Below are 20,315 nucleotides of genomic sequence, written 5' to 3' on the forward strand. Positions count from 1 at the left end.
AAGGCGCCCACAAAGGAAAGTTCTCCCTTGACGCCTCATAAAAATGTTGTTTGTATATGAATTAGTTTCTCACGAATGAGAACGTCACGTCAGGAAGAGGGCGTGAACACGGGAGGAGTGGACATGAAAAGGCTGCTTGCCGGCGTCTCCGCCGGCGTCGTTATGCTTGCCTGTGCAGGAGGAGCGGCTAATGCCGCCGATCTGCCCGGCAAGTTCGAGGGCGTCACGATCGACGCCAAGCTGATCGGCGGACAGCAATACGAAAAGCTCTATGAGCGGATCGGCGAATGGGAGAAGGCGACCGGCGCCAAGGTCAACATCCTGTCGAAGAAGAACCACTTCGAGCTCGACAAGGAGATCAAGTCGGATATCGCGACCGGCGGCGTCAGCTGGTGCGTCGGCTCCAACCATTCCTCCTTCGCGCCGCAATACCCCGACATCTACACCGACCTGCTGCAGCTTTTGCCGCCGGAGGAGATCGCCAAGTTCGTGCCGGCGCTGATCGACGCTTCGACGCTCGACGGCAAGCTGGTGATGCTGCCGCGCGCCCAGTTCGACGTCTCGGCTCTCTACTACCAGAAGAGCCTCTACCAGGACGAAGCCAAGAAGACCGCCTTCAAGGCCAAGTACGGCTATGATCTGGCGCCACCGGATACCTGGGCCCAGGTCAGCGACCAGGCTGAGTTCTTCGCCGCCCCGCCGAATTTCTACGGTACGCAGTTTGCCGGCAAGGAAGAGGCGATCAACGGTCGCTTCTATGAAATGCTGGTCGCCGAAGGTGGCGAATATCTCGACAAGGACGGCCGCCCGGCCTTCAACTCAGAAGCCGGTGTCCGTGCGCTCGACTGGTTCGTCAAGCTATACAAGGACAAGGCCGTACCGCCGGGAACGACCAACTATCTCTGGGACGACCTCGGCCAGGGCTTTGCCTCGGGCTCGATCGCCCTCAACCTCGACTGGCCTGGCTGGGCGAGCTTCTTCAGCGACCCGAAGTCCTCCAAGGTTGCCGGCAATGTCGGCGTGAAGGTGCAGCCGGCCGGCTCTTCCGGCAAGCGCACCGGCTGGTCGGGCCACCATGGCTTCTCGGTCACCGAGGATTGCGCCAACAAGGAAGCGGCTGCTTCGCTCGTCTGGTGGCTGACCAACGAGGATAGCCAGAAGCTGGAATCGGCTGCCGGCCCGCTGCCGACCCGGACTGCCGTCTGGGAATACAATATCAAGCAGGCCGAGGGCGACGCCTACAAGACCGAAGTGCTGCAGGCTTTCCAGGAAGCCGCAAAGCATGCCTTCCCGGTTCCGAAGACGGCCGAATGGATCGAAATCTCCAACGCCGTCTACCCGGAACTCCAGGCCGCCATCCTCGGCGACAAGACGTCGAAGGAAGCGCTTGATGCCGCCGCCCAGAAGGCGACCGGCATCCTCGAAGACGCGGGCAAGCTCTGATCGATAACAACGAGGCGGCGCCGATGCCTTGAAGGCGCCGGCGCCGCCTCAGCCATTTCATGCAATCCTCAGGACTGCCCGATGAAGCTCAAGAAATTGTCAGCACCGGCCCTGCTTCTGCTTCCGGCCTTTGTCGTGCTCGCGGCGGTGATCGTGTTGCCGCTCCTCTTTTCCTTCTATTCGAGCTTCACGCCGTTCCGCTTGACCAAACCGGAGACGCTGTGGGTCTTTGTCGGCCTGCGCAATTACGCAACCGTGCTTGGCAACGCCGAGTTCTGGGTCGCGTTCGGTCGCACCGTGCTGTTGCTGACCGTGGCACTCAACGCCGAAATGCTGCTCGGTCTAGGCCTGGCGCTGCTCGTCAACAAGGCAACCCATGGTCAGCGCCTGCTACGCACCATGATGATGTTTCCGATGATGTTTTCGCCGGTGCTCGTCGGCTTCCAGTTCAAGTTCCTGTTCAACGACAATATCGGCTTCGTCAACAATGCGCTGCAGTCGCTGGGACTGACGGATCAGGCAATCCCATGGTTGATCGACGGCAATCTGGCGCTGCTTTCGATCATCATCGCCGAAGTCTGGTCCTCGACCGCGGTCTTTGCCATCCTGATCCTCGCCGGCCTGCTTGCCATGCCGAAGGATCCGGTGGAGGCGGCCCATGTCGACGGCTGTACGCCGTGGCAGACCTTCCGCTATGTCACCTGGCCCTATCTCATGCCATTTGCCTTCATCGCCATGACGATCCGCTCGCTCGACGTCGCCCGCGCCTATGACATCGTCAAGATCATGACCGATGGCGGCCCGGCCAAGCGCACGGAGTTGCTCTGGACGCTCGTCGGCCGCACGGCCTACGCCGATGCTCGCATGGGGCTCGCCAACGCCATGGCCTATGTCGCGATCCTCCTGTCGATCGTCTTCACCGTCTATTTCTTCCGCAAGCTCGCCGCGGCGCGCCAGCAGATCGGAGCCGAGTGGTAATGGATATCAACGCTTCGCACCGCCTGCGCCGCCGCCTGTTGAAGACGGTGCACCTGATCGGCCTGTTCCTCGCAATGGCCGTGATCTGCCTCCCCGGCCTCTGGATCGTGCTGTCGTCGCTACGCCCGACCGTCGAGATCATGGCGAAACCGCCGGTCTGGATCCCCGAGAGCATTTCGCTCGATGCCTATCGCGCCATGTTTTCAGGCGCGGGGCAGGGTGGCGTGCCCGTCTGGGACTATTTCCGCAACTCGCTGATCATCTCGGTGACCTCGACGGTCATTGCGCTCGCGATCGGCATGGCCGGCGGCTATGCCTTTGCACGCTATCGCTTCAAGGCGAAGTCGGCGATCTTCCTCGGCTTCATGCTCACGCGCGCGGTGCCCGGTATCGCGCTCTCGCTCCCGCTCTTCATGCTCTACGCCCGCACCGGGATCATCGACACCCACTTCTCGCTGATCCTGACTTACGTGGCGCTCAACGTGCCCTTCACCATCTGGCTGATCGACGGCTTCTTCCGCCAGGTGCCGAAGGATCTCGCCGAGGCCGCCCAGATCGACGGCTGCACGCCCTGGCAGGCCTTCTGGCAGGTGGAGTTTCCGCTCGCCGGTCCCGGCATCGCATCCGCCGGCATCTTCGCGTTCCTGACGTCCTGGAACGAATATGCGCTTGCCTCGCAGATCACCCGCTCAGTCAATTCCAAGACCCTCCCGGTCGGGCTGCTCGACTACACTGCCGAATTCACCATCGACTGGCGCGGCATGTGTGCGCTCGCCGTCGTGATGATCATCCCGGCGCTGACCCTTACCTTCATCATTCAGAAGCACCTCGTTTCGGGCCTCACCTTCGGCGCGGTGAAAGGATAATCGTTCATGGCTCCTGTCACACTCAGGAAACTGGTCAAGCGCTACGGCGCGCTCGAGGTCGTCCACGGCATCGACCTCGAAGTGAAGGACCGCGAGTTCATCGCGCTCGTCGGCCCGTCCGGCTGCGGCAAGTCGACGACGCTGCGCATGATCGCCGGCCTCGAAGACGTCAGCGACGGCGCGATCGAAATCGGCGGAAAGAAGGTCAACGACCTGCCGCCGCGGGCGCGCAATATCTCTATGGTCTTCCAGTCCTATGCGCTCTATCCGCATATGACGGTCGCTGAAAACATGGGCTTTTCCCTGAAGATCGCCGGGCGCTCGGCCGATGAGATCAAGACGCGTGTCGACGAAGCGGCAGCCATCCTCGATCTCAGCCATCTGCTCGAACGCCGCCCGTCGCAGCTTTCCGGCGGCCAGCGCCAGCGTGTTGCCATGGGCCGCGCCATCGTGCGCCAGCCGGATGTCTTCCTGTTCGACGAGCCGCTGTCCAATCTCGACGCCAAGCTCAGGACGCAGGTGCGCACCGAGATCAAGAAGCTGCACGCCCGCATGCAGGCGACGATGATCTACGTCACCCACGACCAGGTCGAGGCGATGACCTTGTCGGACCGCATCGTCATCATGCGCGACGGCTATATCGAACAGGTCGGCTCACCCGAAGAGGTGTTCCAGCGTCCTGCCACCAAGTTCGTCGCCGGCTTCATCGGCTCGCCGCCGATGAACATGGACGAGGCGATCGTCGACAATGGCGCGCTCACCTTTGCGAGCGGCGCGCGGCTGCCGATCCCGTCGCGCTTTGCCAAGACACTGCGCCCGGGCCAGAAGGTCACGTTCGGCTTGAGGCCCGACGACATCTATCCGAGCGGCCATGGCCTGCATGCCGGCGATCCGTCAGCCGTGCACGAGATCGAGTTGCCGGTGTCGATCACCGAACCGCTCGGCAACGAGACGCTGGTCTTCATCCAGTTCAACGGCCGCGACTGGGTCTCGCGCATGCTCAATCCGCGCCCGCTCACATCAGGTGAAAAGGTGCGCATGAGCTTCGATCTCTCCCGCGCCCATCTCTTCGACATCGATACCGGCAAGGCTCTGGAAGGCTGACATGGCAAGAATTGAGAAAATCGAACTGCGCATGGTCGACCTGCCGCCGAAGGTGAAGCGGACCGATGCGATCCAGAGCTTCGTCAGCCAGGAAACGCCGATCGTCACCATCACCGACAGCGACGGCGCGACGGGCACCGGTTACAGCTACACGATCGGCACCGGCGGCTCGTCGGTGATGCGGCTATTGTCCGATCACCTCGTTCCGATCCTGATCGGCGAAGATGCCGATTGCATCGAGGCGATCTGGCACAAGATGGAGTTTGCCACCCACGCAACGACCATCGGTGCGATTACGGCGCTGGCGCTTGCCGCCGTCGATACGGCGCTCTGGGACCTGCGGGCCAAAAAGCAGAAGCTGCCGCTCTGGAAGCTCGCCGGCGGCGCCAAGGAAAGCTGCCCCCTCTACACCACCGAGGGCGGCTGGCTACACATCGAAAAGGAAGCGCTGGTCGAAGACGCGCTCCAAGCCAAGGCCAACGGCTTTTCCGGCTCGAAGGTGAAGATCGGCAAGCCGCACGGTTCGGAGGATTACGAGCGTCTGTCGGCGATGCGAAAGGCGCTCGGCGACGGCTTCGAGATCATGACCGATTGCAATCAGGGTTTCACCGTCGACGAAGCGATCCGCCGGGCGTCGCGGCTGAAGGAGCTCGACCTCGCCTGGATCGAGGAGCCGCTTCCGGCCGACGATCTCGACGGCCATATCCGGCTGACGCGCTCGACGCCGACGCCGATCGCCGTCGGTGAATCCATGTATTCGATCCGCCACTTCCGCGAATACATGCAGAAGGGCGCCTGCTCGATCGTGCAGGTCGATGTTGCCCGCATCGGCGGCATCACGCCGTGGCTGAAGGTGGCGCATGCGGCCGAGGCCTTCGACATTCCGGTCTGCCCGCACTTCCTGATGGAACTGCATGTCAGCCTCGTCTGCGCCGTGCCCAACGGCAAATATGTCGAGTACATTCCGCAGCTCGACGACCTGACGACCAAGGGCATGGAGATCCGCGACGGCCGCGCGCTAGCGCCGTCCGAGCCAGGCATCGGGATTTCCTGGGACTGGGATGCCGTGCGCGCCCGCTCGATCGACGAGTTTACTCGCGAGTTTCGTGGCTAGGAGGCATTCGAGATGCAACGGATGGGAATGGTGATCGGCCTCGAGGCCTCGAAGATCGCAGAATACAAGGCCCTGCACGCCGCCGTCTGGCCGGAGATCCTCGCGCTGATTTCCGAGTGCAACGTCACCAACTATTCGATCTTCCTCAAGGAGCCGGAAAACCTGCTCTTCGGGTACTGGGAGTATGTCGGTTCGGATTTTAAGGCGGACATGGCGAAGATGGCGGCACACCCGAAGAACCAGGAATGGTGGTCGGTCTGCATGCCCTGCCAGAAGCCGCTTGAAACGAGGAAAGAAGGCGAGTGGTGGGCGATGATGGAAGAAGTCTTCCATCACGACGGCAAGGTCAACAGCAATGGCTGACAACTTCGATCCGGCCACGCTCAGGCAGTGGTGGCCGAAACCGGAAAAGCCCCGGCCAATCGTGATCTTCGGCGCCGGCAGCATCGTCGGCGACGCCCATCTGCCGGCCTATCGCCAGGCCGGTTTCCCGGTTGCGGGCCTCTATGACCCCGACCGGGAGAAGGCCGCAAAGCTTGCCGACGCCTGGGGCATTCCCGCTTTCGAACGGGAAGAGGATGCGCTTGCCGTCGCCGATGCGATCTTCGATCTGGCGACCCCGCCAGCGGCCCATGCCAGCATTCTTGCGAAGCTTCCGGTCGGCGGCGCTGCCCTCATCCAGAAGCCGATGGGCTCGGATCTCAAAGCTGCGACTGCCATCCTCGAAATCTGCCGCACGCGCAAGCTCAAGGCTGCCGTCAATTTCCAGCTTCGCTTCGCGCCGATGATGCTGGCGCTGAAGGATGCCATCGCCAAGGGCTACCTCGGCGAGGTCGTCGATTTCGACGCCTGGTTGGCACTTGCGACCCCGTGGGGCCTGTGGCCTTTCTTGAAGGGCCTGCCGCGCATCGAGATCGCCATGCACTCGATCCACTACCTGGATCTCGTGCGCGGCCTGCTCGGCAATCCTCAAGGCGTTCATGCCAAGACGATCGGCCATCCGAACCACGAGGTCGCCCAGACCCGCACGGCTGCGATCCTCGATTATGGTGATCGCGTGCGCTGCGTGCTTTCGGTCAATCACGACCATGATTTCGGCCGCAAGTTCCAGGCCTGCGAGTTCCGCATCTCGGGTACGTCGGGTGCTGCCTATGTGAAGCTCGGCGTCAATCTCGACTATCCCAAGGGCGAGCCGGACGAGCTTTGGATCAGGCCCGCCGATGGCAGCGAGTGGGTTTCCGTTCCGCTCGAAGGCGCCTGGTTCCCCGACGCCTTCGTCAACCGCATGGCCAACCTGCAGCGCTTTGCGACAGGCGAGGACCAGGAATTGATCGGCTCGGTCGAGGACGCCTGGCAGACGATGGCCCTGGTCGAGGCCGCCTATCAATCGAGTGCCACGCCGGCAACGGCGATCGCACCGCTCCCGGGACGCTGAGATGTCAGAGCAGATCATCCATTTCGAAGACTATGAACTCGGCCATGAGCGGCTGACGACGGGCCGGACGATCACCGAGACCGACTTTGTCGTCCATGCAGGCCATACCGGTGATTTCTTTCCGCACCATATGGACGCCGAGTTCGCCAAGACCCTTCCGGGCGGCCAGCGCATCGCCCACGGCACCATGATCTTTTCAATTGGCGTCGGGCTCACGGCATCGCTGATCAATCCGGTTGCCTTTTCCTACGGCTATGATCGTCTGCGCTTCGTGCGTCCGGTTCATATCGGCGATACGATCCGGACCCGCGTCACGATTTCCGCCAAGGAGGACGATCCGAAGCGGCCGAAGGCGGGGCGCGTCGTGGAACGGTGTGAAGTTATCAACCAGCGTGGCGAGGTCGTTCTCGCCGCCGACCATATCCTGGTCGTCGAACGCAAAGCATGAGGGATCGAAAATGACAGCGGATCTTAAAGGCAAGGTCGTCCTGATTACGGCTGCTGCCCAAGGCATCGGCCGCGCTTCGGCCTTGGCCTTCGCAAAGGCCGGCGCGAAAGTACATGCGACGGATATCAATGCGGATGCGCTTGCCGCGCTCGCCAAGGAAGCCGATGTCGAGACGCACCGGCTGGACGTGCTGGACACGCAAGCCGTCGAAGCACTGGTCGCCAAGATCGGCGCCGTCGATGTCCTCTTCAACTGCGCCGGGTTCGTCCATGCCGGCTCGATCCTGGAGATGAAGGACAGCGATCTGGAATTCGCCCTCGACCTCAACGTCAAGGCGATGATCCGCACCATCCGTGCGGTGCTGCCGGGCATGCTTGCGCGCAAGGATGGCGCGATCATCAACATGGCCTCGGTCGCTTCCAGCATCAAGGGTGTGCCGAACCGCTTCGCCTATGGCGTCACCAAGGCGGCCGTCATCGGTCTCACGAAGGCCGTCGCTGCCGATTACGTATCTCAGGGCATCCGTTGCAACGCCATCTGCCCCGGTACAGTCGAAAGCCCGTCCCTGCAGGACCGCATGCGCGCCCAGGGCGACTATGAAACGGCGCGGGCCGCCTTCATCGCCCGCCAGCCGATGGGCCGCCTCGGCACGCCGGAAGAGATCGCCGACCTTGCCGTCCACCTCGCGGGCGCCACCTATACGACCGGCCAAGCCTATGCCATCGATGGCGGCTGGACCATCTGACAACACACAGAAGCAGGAAGCAGACCAATGAAACTTCTTCGTTACGGCCTCCCGGGTCAGGAAAAGCCGGGCATCCTCGATGCGAGCGGCACCTTGCGCGACCTCTCGGGCCACGTCGCCGATTTCTCCGGCGCCGCACTCGACCCCGACAAGCTCGCCGAACTGAAGGCGCTCGATCTCGCCGGCCTGCCTGTTGTCGACGGCAACCAGCGCCTCGGCCCCTGCGTCGCCGGCACCGGCAAGTTCATTTGCATCGGTCTCAACTATTCCGACCATGCCGCCGAGACCGGCGCCACGGTTCCCTCCGAGCCGATCATCTTCATGAAGGCAACGTCGGCGATCGTCGGTCCGAACGACGATCTGGTCATCCCGCGTGGCTCGGAGAAGACCGACTGGGAAGTGGAACTCGGCGTCGTCATCGGCCGCAAGGCGAAGTACGTCACCGAGGCCGAAGCCCTCGACTACGTCGCCGGTTATTGCACCGTGCACGACGTCTCCGAACGCGCCTTCCAGATCGAGCGCCAGGGCCAGTGGACCAAGGGCAAGTCCTGCGACACCTTCGGCCCGACAGGCCCCTGGCTCGTGACCAAGGACGAGGTCCCGGATCCGCAGAACCTGCCGATGTGGCTGAAGGTCAATGGCGAGACCATGCAGAACGGCTCGTCGAAGACCATGGTCTATGGCGTCGCCTACCTCGTTTCGTACCTGTCGCAGTTCATGTCGTTGCAGCCGGGCGACATCATCTCCACCGGCACCCCGCCCGGCGTCGGCATGGGCATGAAACCGCCGCGTTATCTGAAAGCCGGCGACGTCGTCGAACTCGGCATCGAGGGCCTCGGCAGCCAGAAGCAGTCCGTTCGCGCGGACGATTGATACACAGACTGGAGTGACCATGACCCGCATCACTGACCTGCGCGTCTTCGACCTGCGCTTTCCCACTTCGCAGAGCCTCGACGGTTCCGATGCGATGAACCCGGACCCGGACTATTCCGCGGCCTATGTCATCCTCGATACCGACAGGGAGGGCGTTGCTGGCCATGGTCTCACCTTTACCATCGGCCGCGGCAACGACATCTGCTGCATGGCGATCAAGGCCATGCGGCACCTGATCGTTGGCCAGGATACGGCAGACATCCTCGCCCATCCCGGTCGTTTCTGGCGGCACCTGACCAGCGACAGCCAGCTGCGCTGGATCGGTCCGGAAAAGGGCGCGATGCACCTGGCGACCGGCGCCGTCGTCAACGCCGTTTGGGACCTGCTTGCCAAGGAAGCGGGAAAACCCGTCTGGCGGCTTGTCGCCGAGATGTCGCCGGAAGAGATCGCCGACATCGTCGACTACCGCTACATGACGGATGTTTTGACCCGTGACGAAGCGGTCGCGATCCTCAAGAAGGCCGAACCCGGCAAGGCCGCGCGCATTGCGACGCTCGAGAAGGAGGGCTACGCCTGCTACACGACGTCGGCCGGCTGGCTCGGTTATGACGACGACAAGCTCCGACGACTCGCCCAAGAGGCGATCGACGAAGGCTTCAACCATATCAAGATGAAGGTCGGCCGCGATCTTGCCGACGACATCCGGCGACTGACGATCGCGCGCGAGGTGATCGGCCCGGACCGCTACCTGATGATCGACGCCAACCAGGTCTGGGAGGTCGGCGAGGCGATCGACTGGGTCAAGCAGCTCGCTTTTGCCAAGCCCTTCTTCATCGAAGAGCCGACCAGCCCCGACGATGTCGCCGGTCACCGCAAGATCCGCGAAGCGATCAGGCCGGTGAAGGTCGCGACCGGCGAGATGTGCCAGAACCGCATCATGTTCAAGCAGTTCATTGCGGAGGGCGCGATCGACATCGTCCAGATCGACTCGTGCCGCATGGGCGGCCTCAACGAGGTTTTGGCGGTGCTGCTCGTTGCGGCGAAATACGAACTGCCGGTCTGGCCGCATGCCGGTGGCGTGGGCTTGTGCGAATATGTCCAGCATCTGTCGATGATCGACTATCTGGCGGTTTCCGGCACGAAGGATGGTCGCGTCATCGAATATGTCGACCATCTGCACGAACACTTCCTCGATCCCTGCGTCATCGAGAACGCCGCGTATATGCCGCCACAGCGGCCGGGTTTCTCGATCGAGATGAAACCGCAGTCGATCGCGGACTACACGTTCGCCGGCTAACCAAGGCTTCAGATTTTCGAAGGCCGGAACGGTACCTGCCGCTCCGGCCTTTGCTTGTCTGGGTGGCCTTTAGCGGCGCGCCCGTCAGCCGCTTGCCCATCGCGTCGAGGATCGTGACAGATCACCAAAATGAATCGGTCACCCCTGATCGATTCAAAACTCTCGTTGGACCTCTGCGCGCCGATCGCCGAATCTTCGCGCATGACGATCGTTCAACCCTATCAGATCTATGTCGAGCGAAGGGATGCGGCCAGAAACATGGCGCGCTACTACTCCATGCAGATCTCCATGTCCCTTCTGGGCGAGGCCTGCCTGACGCGGCGCTGGGGACGGATCGGAAGTCACGGACAGATGATGGTGCACCATTTCGCGCGGGAGGAGGAGGCGGTCAAACTCTTCCTCGATCTGACGCGCAGCAAACGGCAGCGCGGCTATCGTCCGCGGACATGATCAGGCCCGAGGACGACCTCACCGCGGCTTGAAGTCGACCAGAAGCGATTTGAGCTCGATTTCGCGGACGCGCCGTGCCGCTTCATCGGGGCTCACCCAGGCGAGCAAACGCTCGCCTTTCTCCTTGTATTTCTCCGCCAGCTTGGTCACTTCGATCTGGAAGATATCGACGATACAGGGCACCACGTCGCCGTCGTCGAGCATCTTCAAATAGGTGTAGCTGCCGATCGGCTTCTTGCGCACTTTCCCGCGAACACCGGCCTCCTGCAGAGCTTCGATCGCTGCGGCCTCGTGCGCTTCCTTCTGTTTCATCGGCCAACCCTTTGGAATAAGCCAACGACCGCTGTCGCGCGACGTCACCAGAAGGATCTCGATCGCGCCGTCAGGCGCGAAGCGATAGCAAAGCGCTGCGCATTGCTGGCGAAACGAACCCGAGAACAGTTTCTCGGGCGAGGCAGCCAGCTTCTGCAACAGCGTCTTCGGTTTCGGTGATTTCGGCGCCTTTGACTTTTTGATCGCTCTCAAGCTCCTCGATACTTGGCGCCAATTGGCGGACATCTAGGACATCCGCCCCGCAGGTCAAAGGAGAAAATGGAAAGAAATGGTCGTCCGGAGGCTCACGCCTTGGCAGATATTGCGCTCAACTCCTCAAGGTCGAGATCCCGCTCCAGTTCGTGCAGCGTCTCATCGTCGATTTCGCCGGCGCGATGAAGCCGGATGAGTTCGCGCCGCCCGGTCGCGACCGCTTCAAGCACGACATCGAAATGGGCGTGGAGGATCGGCGTGTAATGCTCGGTGCGTGCGGCATAGTCGACGATCGAAACCGCGCGGCGCTGATAGCGGTCGAGCAATTGCGGATGGATGAGATTGCCCGCCGTGTCATAGGCGCGGCTTTGAATGGTGACGAGCTGCGCCTGGGCCATCGCCGCCTCGGCCTGGCTCAAGGTGAGGGGCGCCTTTTCAGACGAAGGCTCGACGAGCCTCGCCCAGGCAATCACGCGCCCGAGCGTCGTTCCCTGGATCAACACTGTTCCAAGGATCACGGCAAAGGAGGTCACCAGGATGAAGTCCCGGCCGGGGAAACCCTCGGGCACGCTCAGCGCAAGCGCGAGCGTCACCACGCCGCGAACGCCGGCCCAGGAAAGCACGGTCGCGCCACGCGCGCCCACCGGCCTGTAACGCTTGACCCCGAGCGCATTTCCGAGCCGGATCACGAGATCTGAGCCGAACACCCAGACGAAACGTGCAAGGGTGAGCGCGACGAGGATGACGACGATGGGCCACGCTAGGGTTGCCGCGACCGTCTCGAAGCCGCCGCCGCGCTCGACGACGCCGCGAAGCGACAGACCGATCAGGATGAAGACGGCGGCTTCCATCAGAAAGACAATCACCTCCCAGAACGATGTTCCCCGCATGCGGGTCGCGGCGGACAGCACCGTGTGCTGATGCCAGCTTGCGATGAGGCCCGTGGTTACGGTCGCGATGACCCCGGAGACGTGCAGGAACTCCCCGACGAGATAGGAGGTCCAGGAAAGCAGCACCGTCGCGGCGATGATCAGGTATTCGTCGCCAAGCCGACGCGCAAGCTGGACCCAGCCCGTACCGATCACGATGCCGACAAGGGCGCCGCCGATCGCCAGCAGGAAGAAGTTACCCACGGCCTCGCCCGCACTGAACGCCCCGGTGACACCGGCGGCGACGGCGAAGCGAAAAAGCACGAGGCCGCTTGCGTCGTTGAGCAAGCTTTCGCCTTCAAGCAGGATTTGTAGCCGCCGCGGCAGCCGCACGCGTTGAAGGACGGCACGGGCCGATACGGCATCCGGTGGCGCGACGATCGCACCGAGTGCGGCGCAGGCCGCAAGCGGCAGCGCTGGGAAGAGCAGATGCGTCGTCATTGCCACGATGGCGCAGGTGAAAAACACGGCCCCAACCGCAAGCGAAGCGATGCCGATCGAATGGCGCCGCAGGCGACCGAGAGCGATCGTCCAGGCGCCGTCCATGAGCAGGGGCGGCAGGAAGATGACGAGCACGAGCTCGGGGTCGACCTCGATCGTCGGCAGGCCGGGGACAAAGGCAAGCAGAGCTCCTCCGGTCAAAAGTGCCACCGAGGGCGGCAGCGCCAAGCGGTCGGCGACATAATGCAGCGCGATGATCGCCACGAACATGCCGATCACCAACTCGAACAAATGTGTCGGTTCCACCAGCCGTAGCCTCCAGCGATATGACGGTCGGCTTTATTACAGAGCAGTTTTTTGCCGAAACGCAATTGCTGCGTCGGATGGCGCACGAAGCGTCAGCAGATTTGGGGCGCGGAGTGCCTGGCCGCGCAGCGTCGTTCGGGCAAGAAAAAAGGGCCAGCGGAAGACCGCGGCCCATAAAGGTGTGAAGGTCAAAAAACCTCCAGAGGGGAACAGCTGCTGCGGCGGACTGGGAGGAGACCCGCCATGTGCATCAGCTGTGTGCTTTATGCCTGATTTTTGACCAGCTGGAAAACATTTATTGTGCAATGCAGCTATGCATAAACGGAAGACGTGCAGCGCGGTCGTCAGTCTGAACTGCCAAACGGCGCCAAAAAAGGCGTTCTGTGTGTGGGGGGGAGGGGACGCCGCCAAGAACATCCGTCCTGGCAGACAATCGGGACCGGCACGTGCCGGCCCCGATGAGATAGTTGCTACACTAACGGTCGTGAGCTTGACCGCACAGCTATTCTACGACCGCTTTTACGATCGAACAGCGGACGGCAGCACTTCGAGCGTTGTCCGCAGCCGGTCCACAGGTTGTTCACAGGCAAGGGAGGGGCTAACGCCTTGAAACGCAGTTCCGTTTTCCCAACAGTGACTAACTGCCCCTGAAAAAAATGCACCGCATCAGGACAGCGACACCTCGCGGGTTTCCGCATCGATCATCGAAGCGGCGATCGCCGCCACAAGCAGCAAGCCCGCAAAGGTGCCGATCGCCAGGCCGAAGCCCTTCGCCACCAGCAAGCCGATGAGCGATGGCGCAAGCAGGCCGCCGAGCCGGGCCATGCCGCCGGCTGCCCCCATGCCGGTCGCGCGCGAGGCGGTCGGATAGAGTTCCGGCGTATAGGCATAGAGTGCGCCCCAGGTGCCGAGCAGCGCAAAGCTCATGATCAGGAGCGCAGCGGCAACGACGAAGGCCGCATCCGCCACGACAAACAACAGGCAACTGAGGGCAGACAGCAAGCAAAAACCGACCAGCGTCGGGCGCCGTCCCCACGTCTCGACGCCGTAGGCGGCAAGGGCATAGCCCGGGATCTGCGCCAGAGCGATGAGTACGAGGAAGCCGTAGCCGCGCACGAAGCCGAAGCCTTCGCCGGCAAGCCGCGGCGGCATCCAGGTAAAGACCCCATAGTAGGAGACCGAGACGAGGAACCAGACCGAAAGGATCAGGAGGCTGCGCCGACGCAAGTCCTTCGAAAAGATGCCGATATCGGCGGTCGCCGCGGGCAAGGCGATCGAAACGGTCGGCTCGAGTTGGGGCCGACCGTTGACCGCCAGCATGCGATCGACGGTCGCCCTGGCCGCCTCCGCCTTGCCCGAGCGCAACAGGTAAAGCGGCGATTCCGGCACGAGGAAGCGAAGCCCCACGCCAATGACTGCCGGAACGGCCGTGACGGCGAAGATATAGCGCCATCCGTCCGCAAGGCCGGCAAGAGCGATAAGCCATGCCGCCAAAGCGACGATCAGCGTGCCGACAGCCCAGAAGCCCTCGAGCATCACCAGCCATCGCCCGCGGCTGCGCGCGGGCAGGAACTCCGACATCATCGCATAATCGACGGGAAGTGTGCCGCCGACAGCAGCGCCAGTGAGGAATCGCAGGACAAGCAGGACTGCGAAATTCGGAGCAAAGATCGACAGAATGCCGAAGACCGCGTCGCAGGCAACGGTTACGATCAGGACCCGCCGGCGACCGATCCGGTCGGCAAGCTTGCCGAAGCCGACGGCGCCGATCAGCATGCCCAGGAAAAACAGCGTGCCCGTCTGCAGCGCCTGGGGAACCGTCAGGCCGAATGTCGCGGCAATGGAGGCGGCGGTGAACCCGACGGCGAGTACCTGCATGGCATCGGCCGTCCAGACCAGGCCGAATATGCCCATCAGGCGCCGCTGATAGGGGCCCGCGCCCGCCCGGTCGAGCGCTTCCTGTATCGTGATCGTCGTCATTCGACCCTGCCTTGAGATTCGACGCGTGGACACTACGTCGGCCGCGTCTGCTTGGATATTGCAGAAATGCCGCAGATGCCCACCTGAGTGCGGCCGCGACGACCGATCAATCTTACGGGCGCCTGGCACGGACCGGCATTTTCGACTTGCACGGCATGCACACGCGTGCAAATATGCACGCGTGTGCAATGGAGCTTCGCCGATGAACGATCACAAGCCGCGCTATTCGAACGACCTTTCCGGACGGGCCCTGTTGTGTCGGGATGTCATCCGCTCTGCCGGCGCCCTGGTGCTCGAGGGTTTCAAGGCAAGCGCCGAGCGTGGTTATTCCCTGAAAGGCCCACAGGATTTCCTGACGGAAACCGATGCGGCCTCCGAGGCCCATATTCGCGACGCGATTGCCACTCATTTTCCGGCCGATGCCTTCCTCGGCGAGGAGGGTGGCGGCATCATCGCCGATCGCGTCTGGGTCGTCGATCCCGTCGACGGAACGGCGAATTTTGCGCGCGGGATCCCGCACTTCTGCATCTCCATAACCTATGTCGAGCACGGGCAGGCGGAGATCGGTGCAATCTACAATCCGGCCCACGACGAACTCTACTTCTGCCGCCGGGGAGAAGGTGCAACCCTCAACGATAAAGCGATCACGGTCTCGTCGACGGCGACCTTCGATGCCGCTTCGGTCGAAATGGGCTGGTCGCGGCGGGTACCGGACGAGACCTATCTGGAGACGATGCGGCAGATGCTGGAGAAGGGCGCCAATGTGCGGCGCGGCGCTTCGGGAGCTCTGGCGCTCGCCTATGTCGCCGATGGTCGCTCGGATGCCTATGTCGAACTGCACATGAACTCGTGGGATTGCCTTGCCGGACTGTTGCTCGTTGCCGAGGCGGGCGGCACGGTCTGTCCCTTCATGGAGATCGGCAGCCTGCTCGAAGGCGGGCCGGTGCTTGCATCGACGCCGGCGATCGCCGGCGGCGTGAGTGTGGCTTCAGGCATCCCGGTGCAGGCAAGCGAACAAGCCGCCGAGCTCCAGCTGGCCTGAAACCGCGGTAGCCTGACGACGCCTACCACCCGTTCGCATAGGAAAGAGGAAATCCAATGGACGCACCGGTCTATACCCGGCCCGCTATCAGTCTCATCGCCAGCGAGCTTGGACCGCACAGCGCCGATCTCTACATCGGCGGCAGTGATGGCGCGCGTGACCTCGACCTGCTCAAGCGTCACGGGATCTCCATTGTCGTCAATTGCGCGATCAACCTGGACATCAACCTCGTGCGCGAAGAAGAGGTCAGCATCAATGATGACCTTTGCGCAAGCGGCTATGCGGCCATCCGCTATTACAAGCTCGGCATGATCGATGGTGACGGCAGCCCCGACACGATGATGCTCGGCGCCTACTACATTCTCGACGGTGCGCTGCGCCAGACGATGCCGAAGCGCGCAACCTATCCCTTTGCCGATGGCGGAAACATCCTCGTCAATTGCCGCGGCGGGCGCAGCCGCTCCGTATCGCTGGTGGCGCTGTTCCTGCACAAGCAGCAGCCGCATCGGTTTCCGACACTCGACGCAGCAGTCGCCCATATCCGCGAGCATCGAGAACTGCGGCCGGATGAATGGTTCGAGACGCCGAAGCCGATGCTCTATGAAGCAGCGCGCCGCGCTTCGGCCTGGATCGACCTCATCGAAGCCTCCCGCCTGGAGGGGAAGGCCAATGTCTGATTTGCCGCGGATCGCGGTCATCGCCGACGCCCATTTCCATGATCTTGAGGCCGACTTCGAATTCCCGCGGATGGAGATCAACAGCGAGAAACTGACCGTCAGAAGCTGGACCGACACGCGCGAATCCACCCGCGTCTTCAACGAAAGCGCCAAGGCCCTGGACAAGGCGCTTGCGGAGGTCGCGCGCCGCGGCATCCGTCATGTCGTCCTTTTGGGCGACTACACCGATGATGGGCAAAGGCAGACAACGGCGCGCCTGCGCACCATTCTCGATGGGCACGAGAGCACCTATGGCACGCGCTTTTATGCGCTTCCGGGCAACCACGACATCTTCGGACCCAAGGGGCGGCACCACACCAAGCAATTTCTCGACCGGAACGACGCCAGGGTCTTCGTCACCAGCGACGCAGGAAAGGCAGGCCCCGGCAGCTACGCGACGCCGCGGATGTATTGCGAGGGATACCCGGCGGGCCTCGCCCCCATGGCTGGTCATGGCTACTTCCGACGGCCGGACTATCTCCATTGGGAAACCCCGTTCGGCGCTTCAGATCGCGCCGAGGATCGGCTCTATCCGGTCTCGTCTCCGGACGATCGCAATTGCTACCGGCTGATGGATGCCTCCTATCTCGTTGAGCCGGAGCCAGGTCTCTGGCTGCTGATGATCGACGCCAACATCTTCGAACCGCGCGACGGCCACTTTGAAGAAGGCGATGAAACCGCTTTCGTCGACAGCACCGGCGCGGGCTGGAACGCGCTTATCAGGCTGAAGCCATTCATCATCGACTGGATTGCCGACGTGTCCGCGCGCGCAGCGAAACTCGGAAAGACGTTGCTCGCGTTCTCGCATTATCCGGTGCTCGACCCCTTCGACGGCGCAACCGGAGCCGAAAGCGTTCTTTTCGGCGAGACCAACATCGCCCGCCGGACGCCGCAGCAGGCGGTCGCAGATGCACTGATCACCGCCGGCATGACGCTGCATTTTAGCGGGCACCTGCATGTCGAAGGCGTAACGCGTCGCGCGCGCGGCAGCCGCTCGCTCATCAATGTCGCCGTTCCGTCGCTCGTGGCCTTTCCACCAGCCTTCAAGATCGTCGAACCGTCTCGATCGGCGTCGTCCATCGAGACCGTTGAACTGTCAGACATGACCGTCGACCAACGCGTGCTGCGCGCCTATCGTCGCGAGGCGGCGCGCGCCGGCGATGATGCGGATCCAGCCTTTGCCGCAGCGGACTACGGCTCCTTCCTGAAGGCACACAAGCGCGCCCTGGTCCAGCATCGCTATTTTCCGAAGGAATGGCCCGCCAAGGTCGTCCAAGAAATATCCGGGCTTTCGGTCGCTGCCGTCTGCAAGTTGATGCTCGACGCCAGCGAAACGACGAACGCCTCCGTGCAAGAATTGATCGCTATCCCTGAGGACGCCGGCCGCCTCGACATGATCGAGGTGATCGCCGATTGGTACTGCCTGCGCCAGGCCGGCGTGCTGGCACTCGACAAGATCGCTCAGCCGCGCCGCGCGCTTTATCGTCTGCTCGCCAGACACTTCGGTCGCCCGCCCGCGACCGGCTGGGACGGATCGACATCAGGCTTCCTCGCCGTCTTCTTCGGGGCCTTCGACGCCTTCCTCGATCGTGCCGAAGCGGGAAGCCTGCGCATCCGCACCGAAAACAATTCCGACACGGAAGAGGCTGCCTGACCATGGACCAGTCGCTCTCCACGGCCACTTCCTCCGCGCCGCCAGCGACCTTCATCGAGTTGCGGGAATCTTGCCGCCTGGGCCGGCGCCACCTGAAGGGTGGCCGTCTGGAAGTGGCCAAATTCGTGCTTGCCCATCCGTACGACGTCGCTTTTTCAAGCGCACGGGAAGTGGCGGTGCGCAGTGGCGTTTCGACGACGACGGTCATGCGGCTCGTCAGCGACCTCGGCTTTGACACCTATGCTTCCTTTCAGCAGCTCTTTCGAGCGGAGTTGCTGCGCGGCCGGCAGTAATCAGCATTGGGGAGGGGGCCGTGGGCACTGCAATCGTCAGCATCAACCTCTTCGGCGCCGTGGCGCTCCTCCTGTTCGGCCTTGGCCAGGTTCGCGACGGCATGCAACGCGCGTTTGGCACGCGTCTGAAGGCCGGACTGGCGGCCGGGACGCGTGACGGACTTCGTTCGTTTTCAAGTGGCCTCATTGCAACCATCGCTCTCCAGAGCTCCACCGCTACCGCTCTCATGGTCGCGTCCTTCGTCGAGCGTGATCTCGTCGTGCCGCGCATGGCGCAGATCGTGCTTCTCGGCGCGAACGTCGGCACGGCGATGACGGCCTGGATCGTGGCTCTGGGGCTCGGCTGGCTTTCGCCGCTCTTGCTGCTTTGCGGCTTCGTTGTCGGGCGCGGCAGCTCAAACGCGCGCAAGGGAGCAGGCGCCGCCCTCGTCGGCATCGGGCTGATGTTGCTGTCTCTGCATCTGATTGGCGGCGCGACCGAGCCGTTGCGAACCTCCGCCGCCCTTTCTGCCTTTTTCGGGATGCTCGACAATGCCTGGCCGGTGGCGTTGATCATTGCGGCAGGCCTCGCAGCCCTTGCGTCATCGAGCCTGGCAGTCGTTGTGCTGATCCTGTCGCTTGCGACCTCTGCCAGCCTTTCGACAGGCTTGCTCATCGCGCTCGTTCTCGGCGCCAATCTCGGCGGTGCTGCGCCTCCGGTTCTGGCCACCTTCAAGGCTGCGGCGAGCGCCAGGCGGGTTGCGCTCGGCAACCTGATCGTGCGAGCCGTCGGCTGCCTGGCTGCTCTGGCGCTCGCCGGATACGTCGCCCCACTTATCGACCGGTTGCCTGTCTCACGCGGCAATCTGCCGGTCGATGTGCATCTCGCCTTCAATCTCGCACTGGCACTTCTGGCGGCCCCCCTCGCTCGGCCTCTGTCCCGGCTGACCATGCGCCTGCTGCCGGACGAGCCAAAGGCAACGGACGGCCCGCTTTTCCTGGAGCAGAACGATCTCTGCACGCCGGTCGCAGCGCTTGCCGGCGCAAGCCGCGAAGTACTTGGCGTCGGCGACCTGGTCGAGCGCATGCTGGTCGAAGCGAACGACGCTCTGCAGCAGACGGACCCTTCCAGGCTTGCTGCGATCAGCACGCTCGAAGGACGCGTGGATCGCGTGCAACACGAGATCAAGGTCTATGTTTCGCGTGTCGGCCAGTGCGAAATCGCCGAGGAACAGCGCCGCCGCGCCATGGATATCGTCGACTATGCCATCAACCTCGAGCATATCGGCGACATCATCGAGAAGGGGCTTCTTGCCGAACTTGCAAAGAAGATCGCCCGCGGCCTGACGTTCTCCTCCGATGGGCACGAGGAGCTGTCGCGCCTCTTCGCCGTCACGATTGACAATCTGCGCATGGCCCAGGCCGTGTTTGCCACAGGCGACAACGCGATGGCGCGGCGCCTGGTGGAAGCCAAGGAAGATGTCCGCAGGTTGGAGCGGCAGTCGGCTGAGCGGCACCTGCAGCGCCTGCGCGATGGCCGCGCTGAAAGCATCGAAACCAGTTCGCTTCATCTCGACATGCTGCGCGACCTCAAGCGTATCAACGCGCACATCGCAACCGTCGCGCACCCGATTCTTGATCGGAGCGGGCTGTTGATCGACAGCCGCATCCGGCAGGCGGCCTCCTAAGCGTTCCGG

20 protein-coding genes are annotated in these 20,315 nt (G+C 62.9%); 17 read left to right on the forward strand and 3 right to left on the reverse strand.

Annotated features, from left to right (window positions below; all coding sequences use genetic code 11):
- The first annotated feature begins 123 nt into the window (after positions 1-123).
- The 12 genes from OKW20_RS22420 to OKW20_RS22475 all read left to right on the forward strand — a co-directional run bounded on the left by OKW20_RS22420 (position 124) and on the right by OKW20_RS22475 (position 10,753).
- Positions 124-1,443 (forward strand): ABC transporter substrate-binding protein, encoded by a 1,320-nt coding sequence (locus OKW20_RS22420; protein WP_429175497.1) that lies wholly within the window; start codon positions 124-126, stop codon positions 1,441-1,443.
- An 81-nt stretch (positions 1,444-1,524) separates the two neighbouring features.
- Positions 1,525-2,421, forward strand: a complete 897-nt coding sequence (locus tag OKW20_RS22425; RefSeq protein ID WP_034796432.1) for a carbohydrate ABC transporter permease — start codon at positions 1,525-1,527, stop codon at positions 2,419-2,421.
- The gene (locus OKW20_RS22430; protein ID WP_043619379.1) at positions 2,421-3,287 is read left to right on the forward strand and encodes a carbohydrate ABC transporter permease; all 867 of its coding nucleotides are present in this window, start codon (positions 2,421-2,423) and stop codon (positions 3,285-3,287) included. The genes OKW20_RS22425 and OKW20_RS22430 overlap by 1 nt, the downstream gene beginning before the upstream one ends.
- A 6-nt stretch (positions 3,288-3,293) precedes the next feature.
- The gene (locus OKW20_RS22435; RefSeq protein ID WP_429175501.1) at positions 3,294-4,391 is read left to right on the forward strand and encodes an ABC transporter ATP-binding protein; all 1,098 of its coding nucleotides are present in this window, start codon (positions 3,294-3,296) and stop codon (positions 4,389-4,391) included.
- Position 4,392: 1 nt separating this feature from the next.
- Entirely contained in the window at positions 4,393-5,505 is a 1,113-nt protein-coding gene (locus tag OKW20_RS22440) for a mandelate racemase/muconate lactonizing enzyme family protein (protein ID WP_429175504.1), read from the forward strand.
- A 12-nt stretch (positions 5,506-5,517) separates the two neighbouring features.
- Positions 5,518-5,868, forward strand: coding sequence for an L-rhamnose mutarotase (locus OKW20_RS22445; protein ID WP_043619371.1), 351 nt, complete (start codon positions 5,518-5,520; stop codon positions 5,866-5,868).
- On the forward strand, positions 5,861-6,940 hold the full coding sequence (locus OKW20_RS22450) for a Gfo/Idh/MocA family protein (RefSeq protein WP_429175507.1): 1,080 nt from the start codon (positions 5,861-5,863) through the stop codon (positions 6,938-6,940). Before OKW20_RS22445 ends, OKW20_RS22450 begins: the two co-directional genes overlap by 8 nt.
- A 1-nt stretch (position 6,941) precedes the next feature.
- Positions 6,942-7,388 carry a MaoC/PaaZ C-terminal domain-containing protein gene (locus OKW20_RS22455; RefSeq protein WP_043619367.1) on the forward strand — a complete coding sequence of 149 codons (447 nt, stop codon included), beginning with the start codon at positions 6,942-6,944 and terminating at the stop codon, positions 7,386-7,388.
- A 10-nt stretch (positions 7,389-7,398) separates the two neighbouring features.
- Positions 7,399-8,133, forward strand: coding sequence for an SDR family oxidoreductase (locus OKW20_RS22460; protein WP_429175510.1), 735 nt, complete (start codon positions 7,399-7,401; stop codon positions 8,131-8,133).
- A gap of 27 nt (positions 8,134-8,160) precedes the next feature.
- Complete coding sequence (locus OKW20_RS22465; protein ID WP_427345990.1) at positions 8,161-9,006, forward strand: fumarylacetoacetate hydrolase family protein; 846 nt, start codon at positions 8,161-8,163, stop codon at positions 9,004-9,006.
- Positions 9,007-9,025: 19 nt separating this feature from the next.
- Positions 9,026-10,303 carry an L-fuconate dehydratase gene (locus OKW20_RS22470; protein WP_429175513.1) on the forward strand — a complete coding sequence of 426 codons (1,278 nt, stop codon included), beginning with the start codon at positions 9,026-9,028 and terminating at the stop codon, positions 10,301-10,303.
- Positions 10,304-10,504: 201 nt separating this feature from the next.
- On the forward strand, positions 10,505-10,753 hold the full coding sequence (locus tag OKW20_RS22475; RefSeq protein WP_043619473.1) for a WGR domain-containing protein: 249 nt from the start codon (positions 10,505-10,507) through the stop codon (positions 10,751-10,753).
- Between the two features lie 18 nt (positions 10,754-10,771).
- On the opposite strand, the gene OKW20_RS22480 is transcribed toward OKW20_RS22475, so the two are convergent.
- The 3 genes from OKW20_RS22480 to OKW20_RS22490 form a co-directional block, all read right to left on the reverse strand.
- Positions 10,772-11,278 (reverse strand): NUDIX hydrolase, encoded by a 507-nt coding sequence (locus OKW20_RS22480; RefSeq protein ID WP_429175516.1) that lies wholly within the window; start codon positions 11,276-11,278, stop codon positions 10,772-10,774.
- Positions 11,279-11,370: 92 nt separating this feature from the next.
- Complete coding sequence (locus tag OKW20_RS22485; protein ID WP_043619353.1) at positions 11,371-12,954, reverse strand: Na+/H+ antiporter; 1,584 nt, start codon at positions 12,952-12,954, stop codon at positions 11,371-11,373.
- 666 nt (positions 12,955-13,620) lie between these two features.
- Positions 13,621-14,934 carry an MFS transporter gene (locus OKW20_RS22490; RefSeq protein WP_429175518.1) on the reverse strand — a complete coding sequence of 438 codons (1,314 nt, stop codon included), beginning with the start codon at positions 14,932-14,934 and terminating at the stop codon, positions 13,621-13,623.
- A gap of 202 nt (positions 14,935-15,136) precedes the next feature.
- On the opposite strand from OKW20_RS22490, the gene OKW20_RS22495 reads away from it, so the two are divergent.
- The 5 genes from OKW20_RS22495 to OKW20_RS22515 are packed head-to-tail and all read left to right on the forward strand — an operon-like array spanning position 15,137 to position 20,306.
- Positions 15,137-15,976, forward strand: a complete 840-nt coding sequence (locus OKW20_RS22495) for an inositol monophosphatase family protein (RefSeq protein ID WP_429175521.1) — start codon at positions 15,137-15,139, stop codon at positions 15,974-15,976.
- A gap of 56 nt (positions 15,977-16,032) precedes the next feature.
- Entirely contained in the window at positions 16,033-16,653 is a 621-nt protein-coding gene (locus OKW20_RS22500) for a dual specificity protein phosphatase family protein (protein ID WP_429175523.1), read from the forward strand.
- Positions 16,646-18,346, forward strand: coding sequence for a metallophosphoesterase family protein (locus OKW20_RS22505; protein ID WP_429175525.1), 1,701 nt, complete (start codon positions 16,646-16,648; stop codon positions 18,344-18,346). Before OKW20_RS22500 ends, OKW20_RS22505 begins: the two co-directional genes overlap by 8 nt.
- Positions 18,347-18,348: 2 nt before the next feature.
- Entirely contained in the window at positions 18,349-18,639 is a 291-nt protein-coding gene (locus OKW20_RS22510) for a MurR/RpiR family transcriptional regulator (protein ID WP_429175527.1), read from the forward strand.
- Positions 18,640-18,659: 20 nt separating this feature from the next.
- Entirely contained in the window at positions 18,660-20,306 is a 1,647-nt protein-coding gene (locus tag OKW20_RS22515; RefSeq protein ID WP_429175530.1) for a Na/Pi cotransporter family protein, read from the forward strand.
- Positions 20,307-20,315 lie beyond the last annotated feature (9 nt).

The organism is Ensifer sp. LBL, from assembly GCF_050435225.1.
Classification (GTDB): Bacteria; Pseudomonadota; Alphaproteobacteria; order Rhizobiales; family Rhizobiaceae; genus Ensifer.

What these genes read in the sequence shown, in the direction of transcription:
- OKW20_RS22420 (WP_429175497.1), top strand. Translation starts at nt 124, where the DNA reads ATGAAAAGGCTGCTTGCCGGCGTCTCCGCCGGCGTCGTTATGCTTGCC.
- OKW20_RS22440 (WP_429175504.1), top strand. Translation starts at nt 4,393, where the DNA reads ATGGCAAGAATTGAGAAAATCGAACTGCGCATGGTCGACCTGCCGCCG.
- OKW20_RS22505 (WP_429175525.1), top strand. Translation starts at nt 16,646, where the DNA reads ATGTCTGATTTGCCGCGGATCGCGGTCATCGCCGACGCCCATTTCCAT.
- OKW20_RS22510 (WP_429175527.1), top strand. Translation starts at nt 18,349, where the DNA reads ATGGACCAGTCGCTCTCCACGGCCACTTCCTCCGCGCCGCCAGCGACC.
- OKW20_RS22430 (WP_043619379.1), top strand. Translation starts at nt 2,421, where the DNA reads ATGGATATCAACGCTTCGCACCGCCTGCGCCGCCGCCTGTTGAAGACG.
- OKW20_RS22490 (WP_429175518.1), bottom strand. Translation starts at nt 14,934, where the DNA reads ATGACGACGATCACGATACAGGAAGCGCTCGACCGGGCGGGCGCGGGC.
- OKW20_RS22500 (WP_429175523.1), top strand. Translation starts at nt 16,033, where the DNA reads ATGGACGCACCGGTCTATACCCGGCCCGCTATCAGTCTCATCGCCAGC.
- OKW20_RS22455 (WP_043619367.1), top strand. Translation starts at nt 6,942, where the DNA reads ATGTCAGAGCAGATCATCCATTTCGAAGACTATGAACTCGGCCATGAG.
- OKW20_RS22450 (WP_429175507.1), top strand. Translation starts at nt 5,861, where the DNA reads ATGGCTGACAACTTCGATCCGGCCACGCTCAGGCAGTGGTGGCCGAAA.
- OKW20_RS22465 (WP_427345990.1), top strand. Translation starts at nt 8,161, where the DNA reads ATGAAACTTCTTCGTTACGGCCTCCCGGGTCAGGAAAAGCCGGGCATC.
- OKW20_RS22445 (WP_043619371.1), top strand. Translation starts at nt 5,518, where the DNA reads ATGCAACGGATGGGAATGGTGATCGGCCTCGAGGCCTCGAAGATCGCA.
- OKW20_RS22460 (WP_429175510.1), top strand. Translation starts at nt 7,399, where the DNA reads ATGACAGCGGATCTTAAAGGCAAGGTCGTCCTGATTACGGCTGCTGCC.
- OKW20_RS22470 (WP_429175513.1), top strand. Translation starts at nt 9,026, where the DNA reads ATGACCCGCATCACTGACCTGCGCGTCTTCGACCTGCGCTTTCCCACT.
- OKW20_RS22475 (WP_043619473.1), top strand. Translation starts at nt 10,505, where the DNA reads ATGACGATCGTTCAACCCTATCAGATCTATGTCGAGCGAAGGGATGCG.
- OKW20_RS22435 (WP_429175501.1), top strand. Translation starts at nt 3,294, where the DNA reads ATGGCTCCTGTCACACTCAGGAAACTGGTCAAGCGCTACGGCGCGCTC.
- OKW20_RS22425 (WP_034796432.1), top strand. Translation starts at nt 1,525, where the DNA reads ATGAAGCTCAAGAAATTGTCAGCACCGGCCCTGCTTCTGCTTCCGGCC.
- OKW20_RS22495 (WP_429175521.1), top strand. Translation starts at nt 15,137, where the DNA reads ATGAACGATCACAAGCCGCGCTATTCGAACGACCTTTCCGGACGGGCC.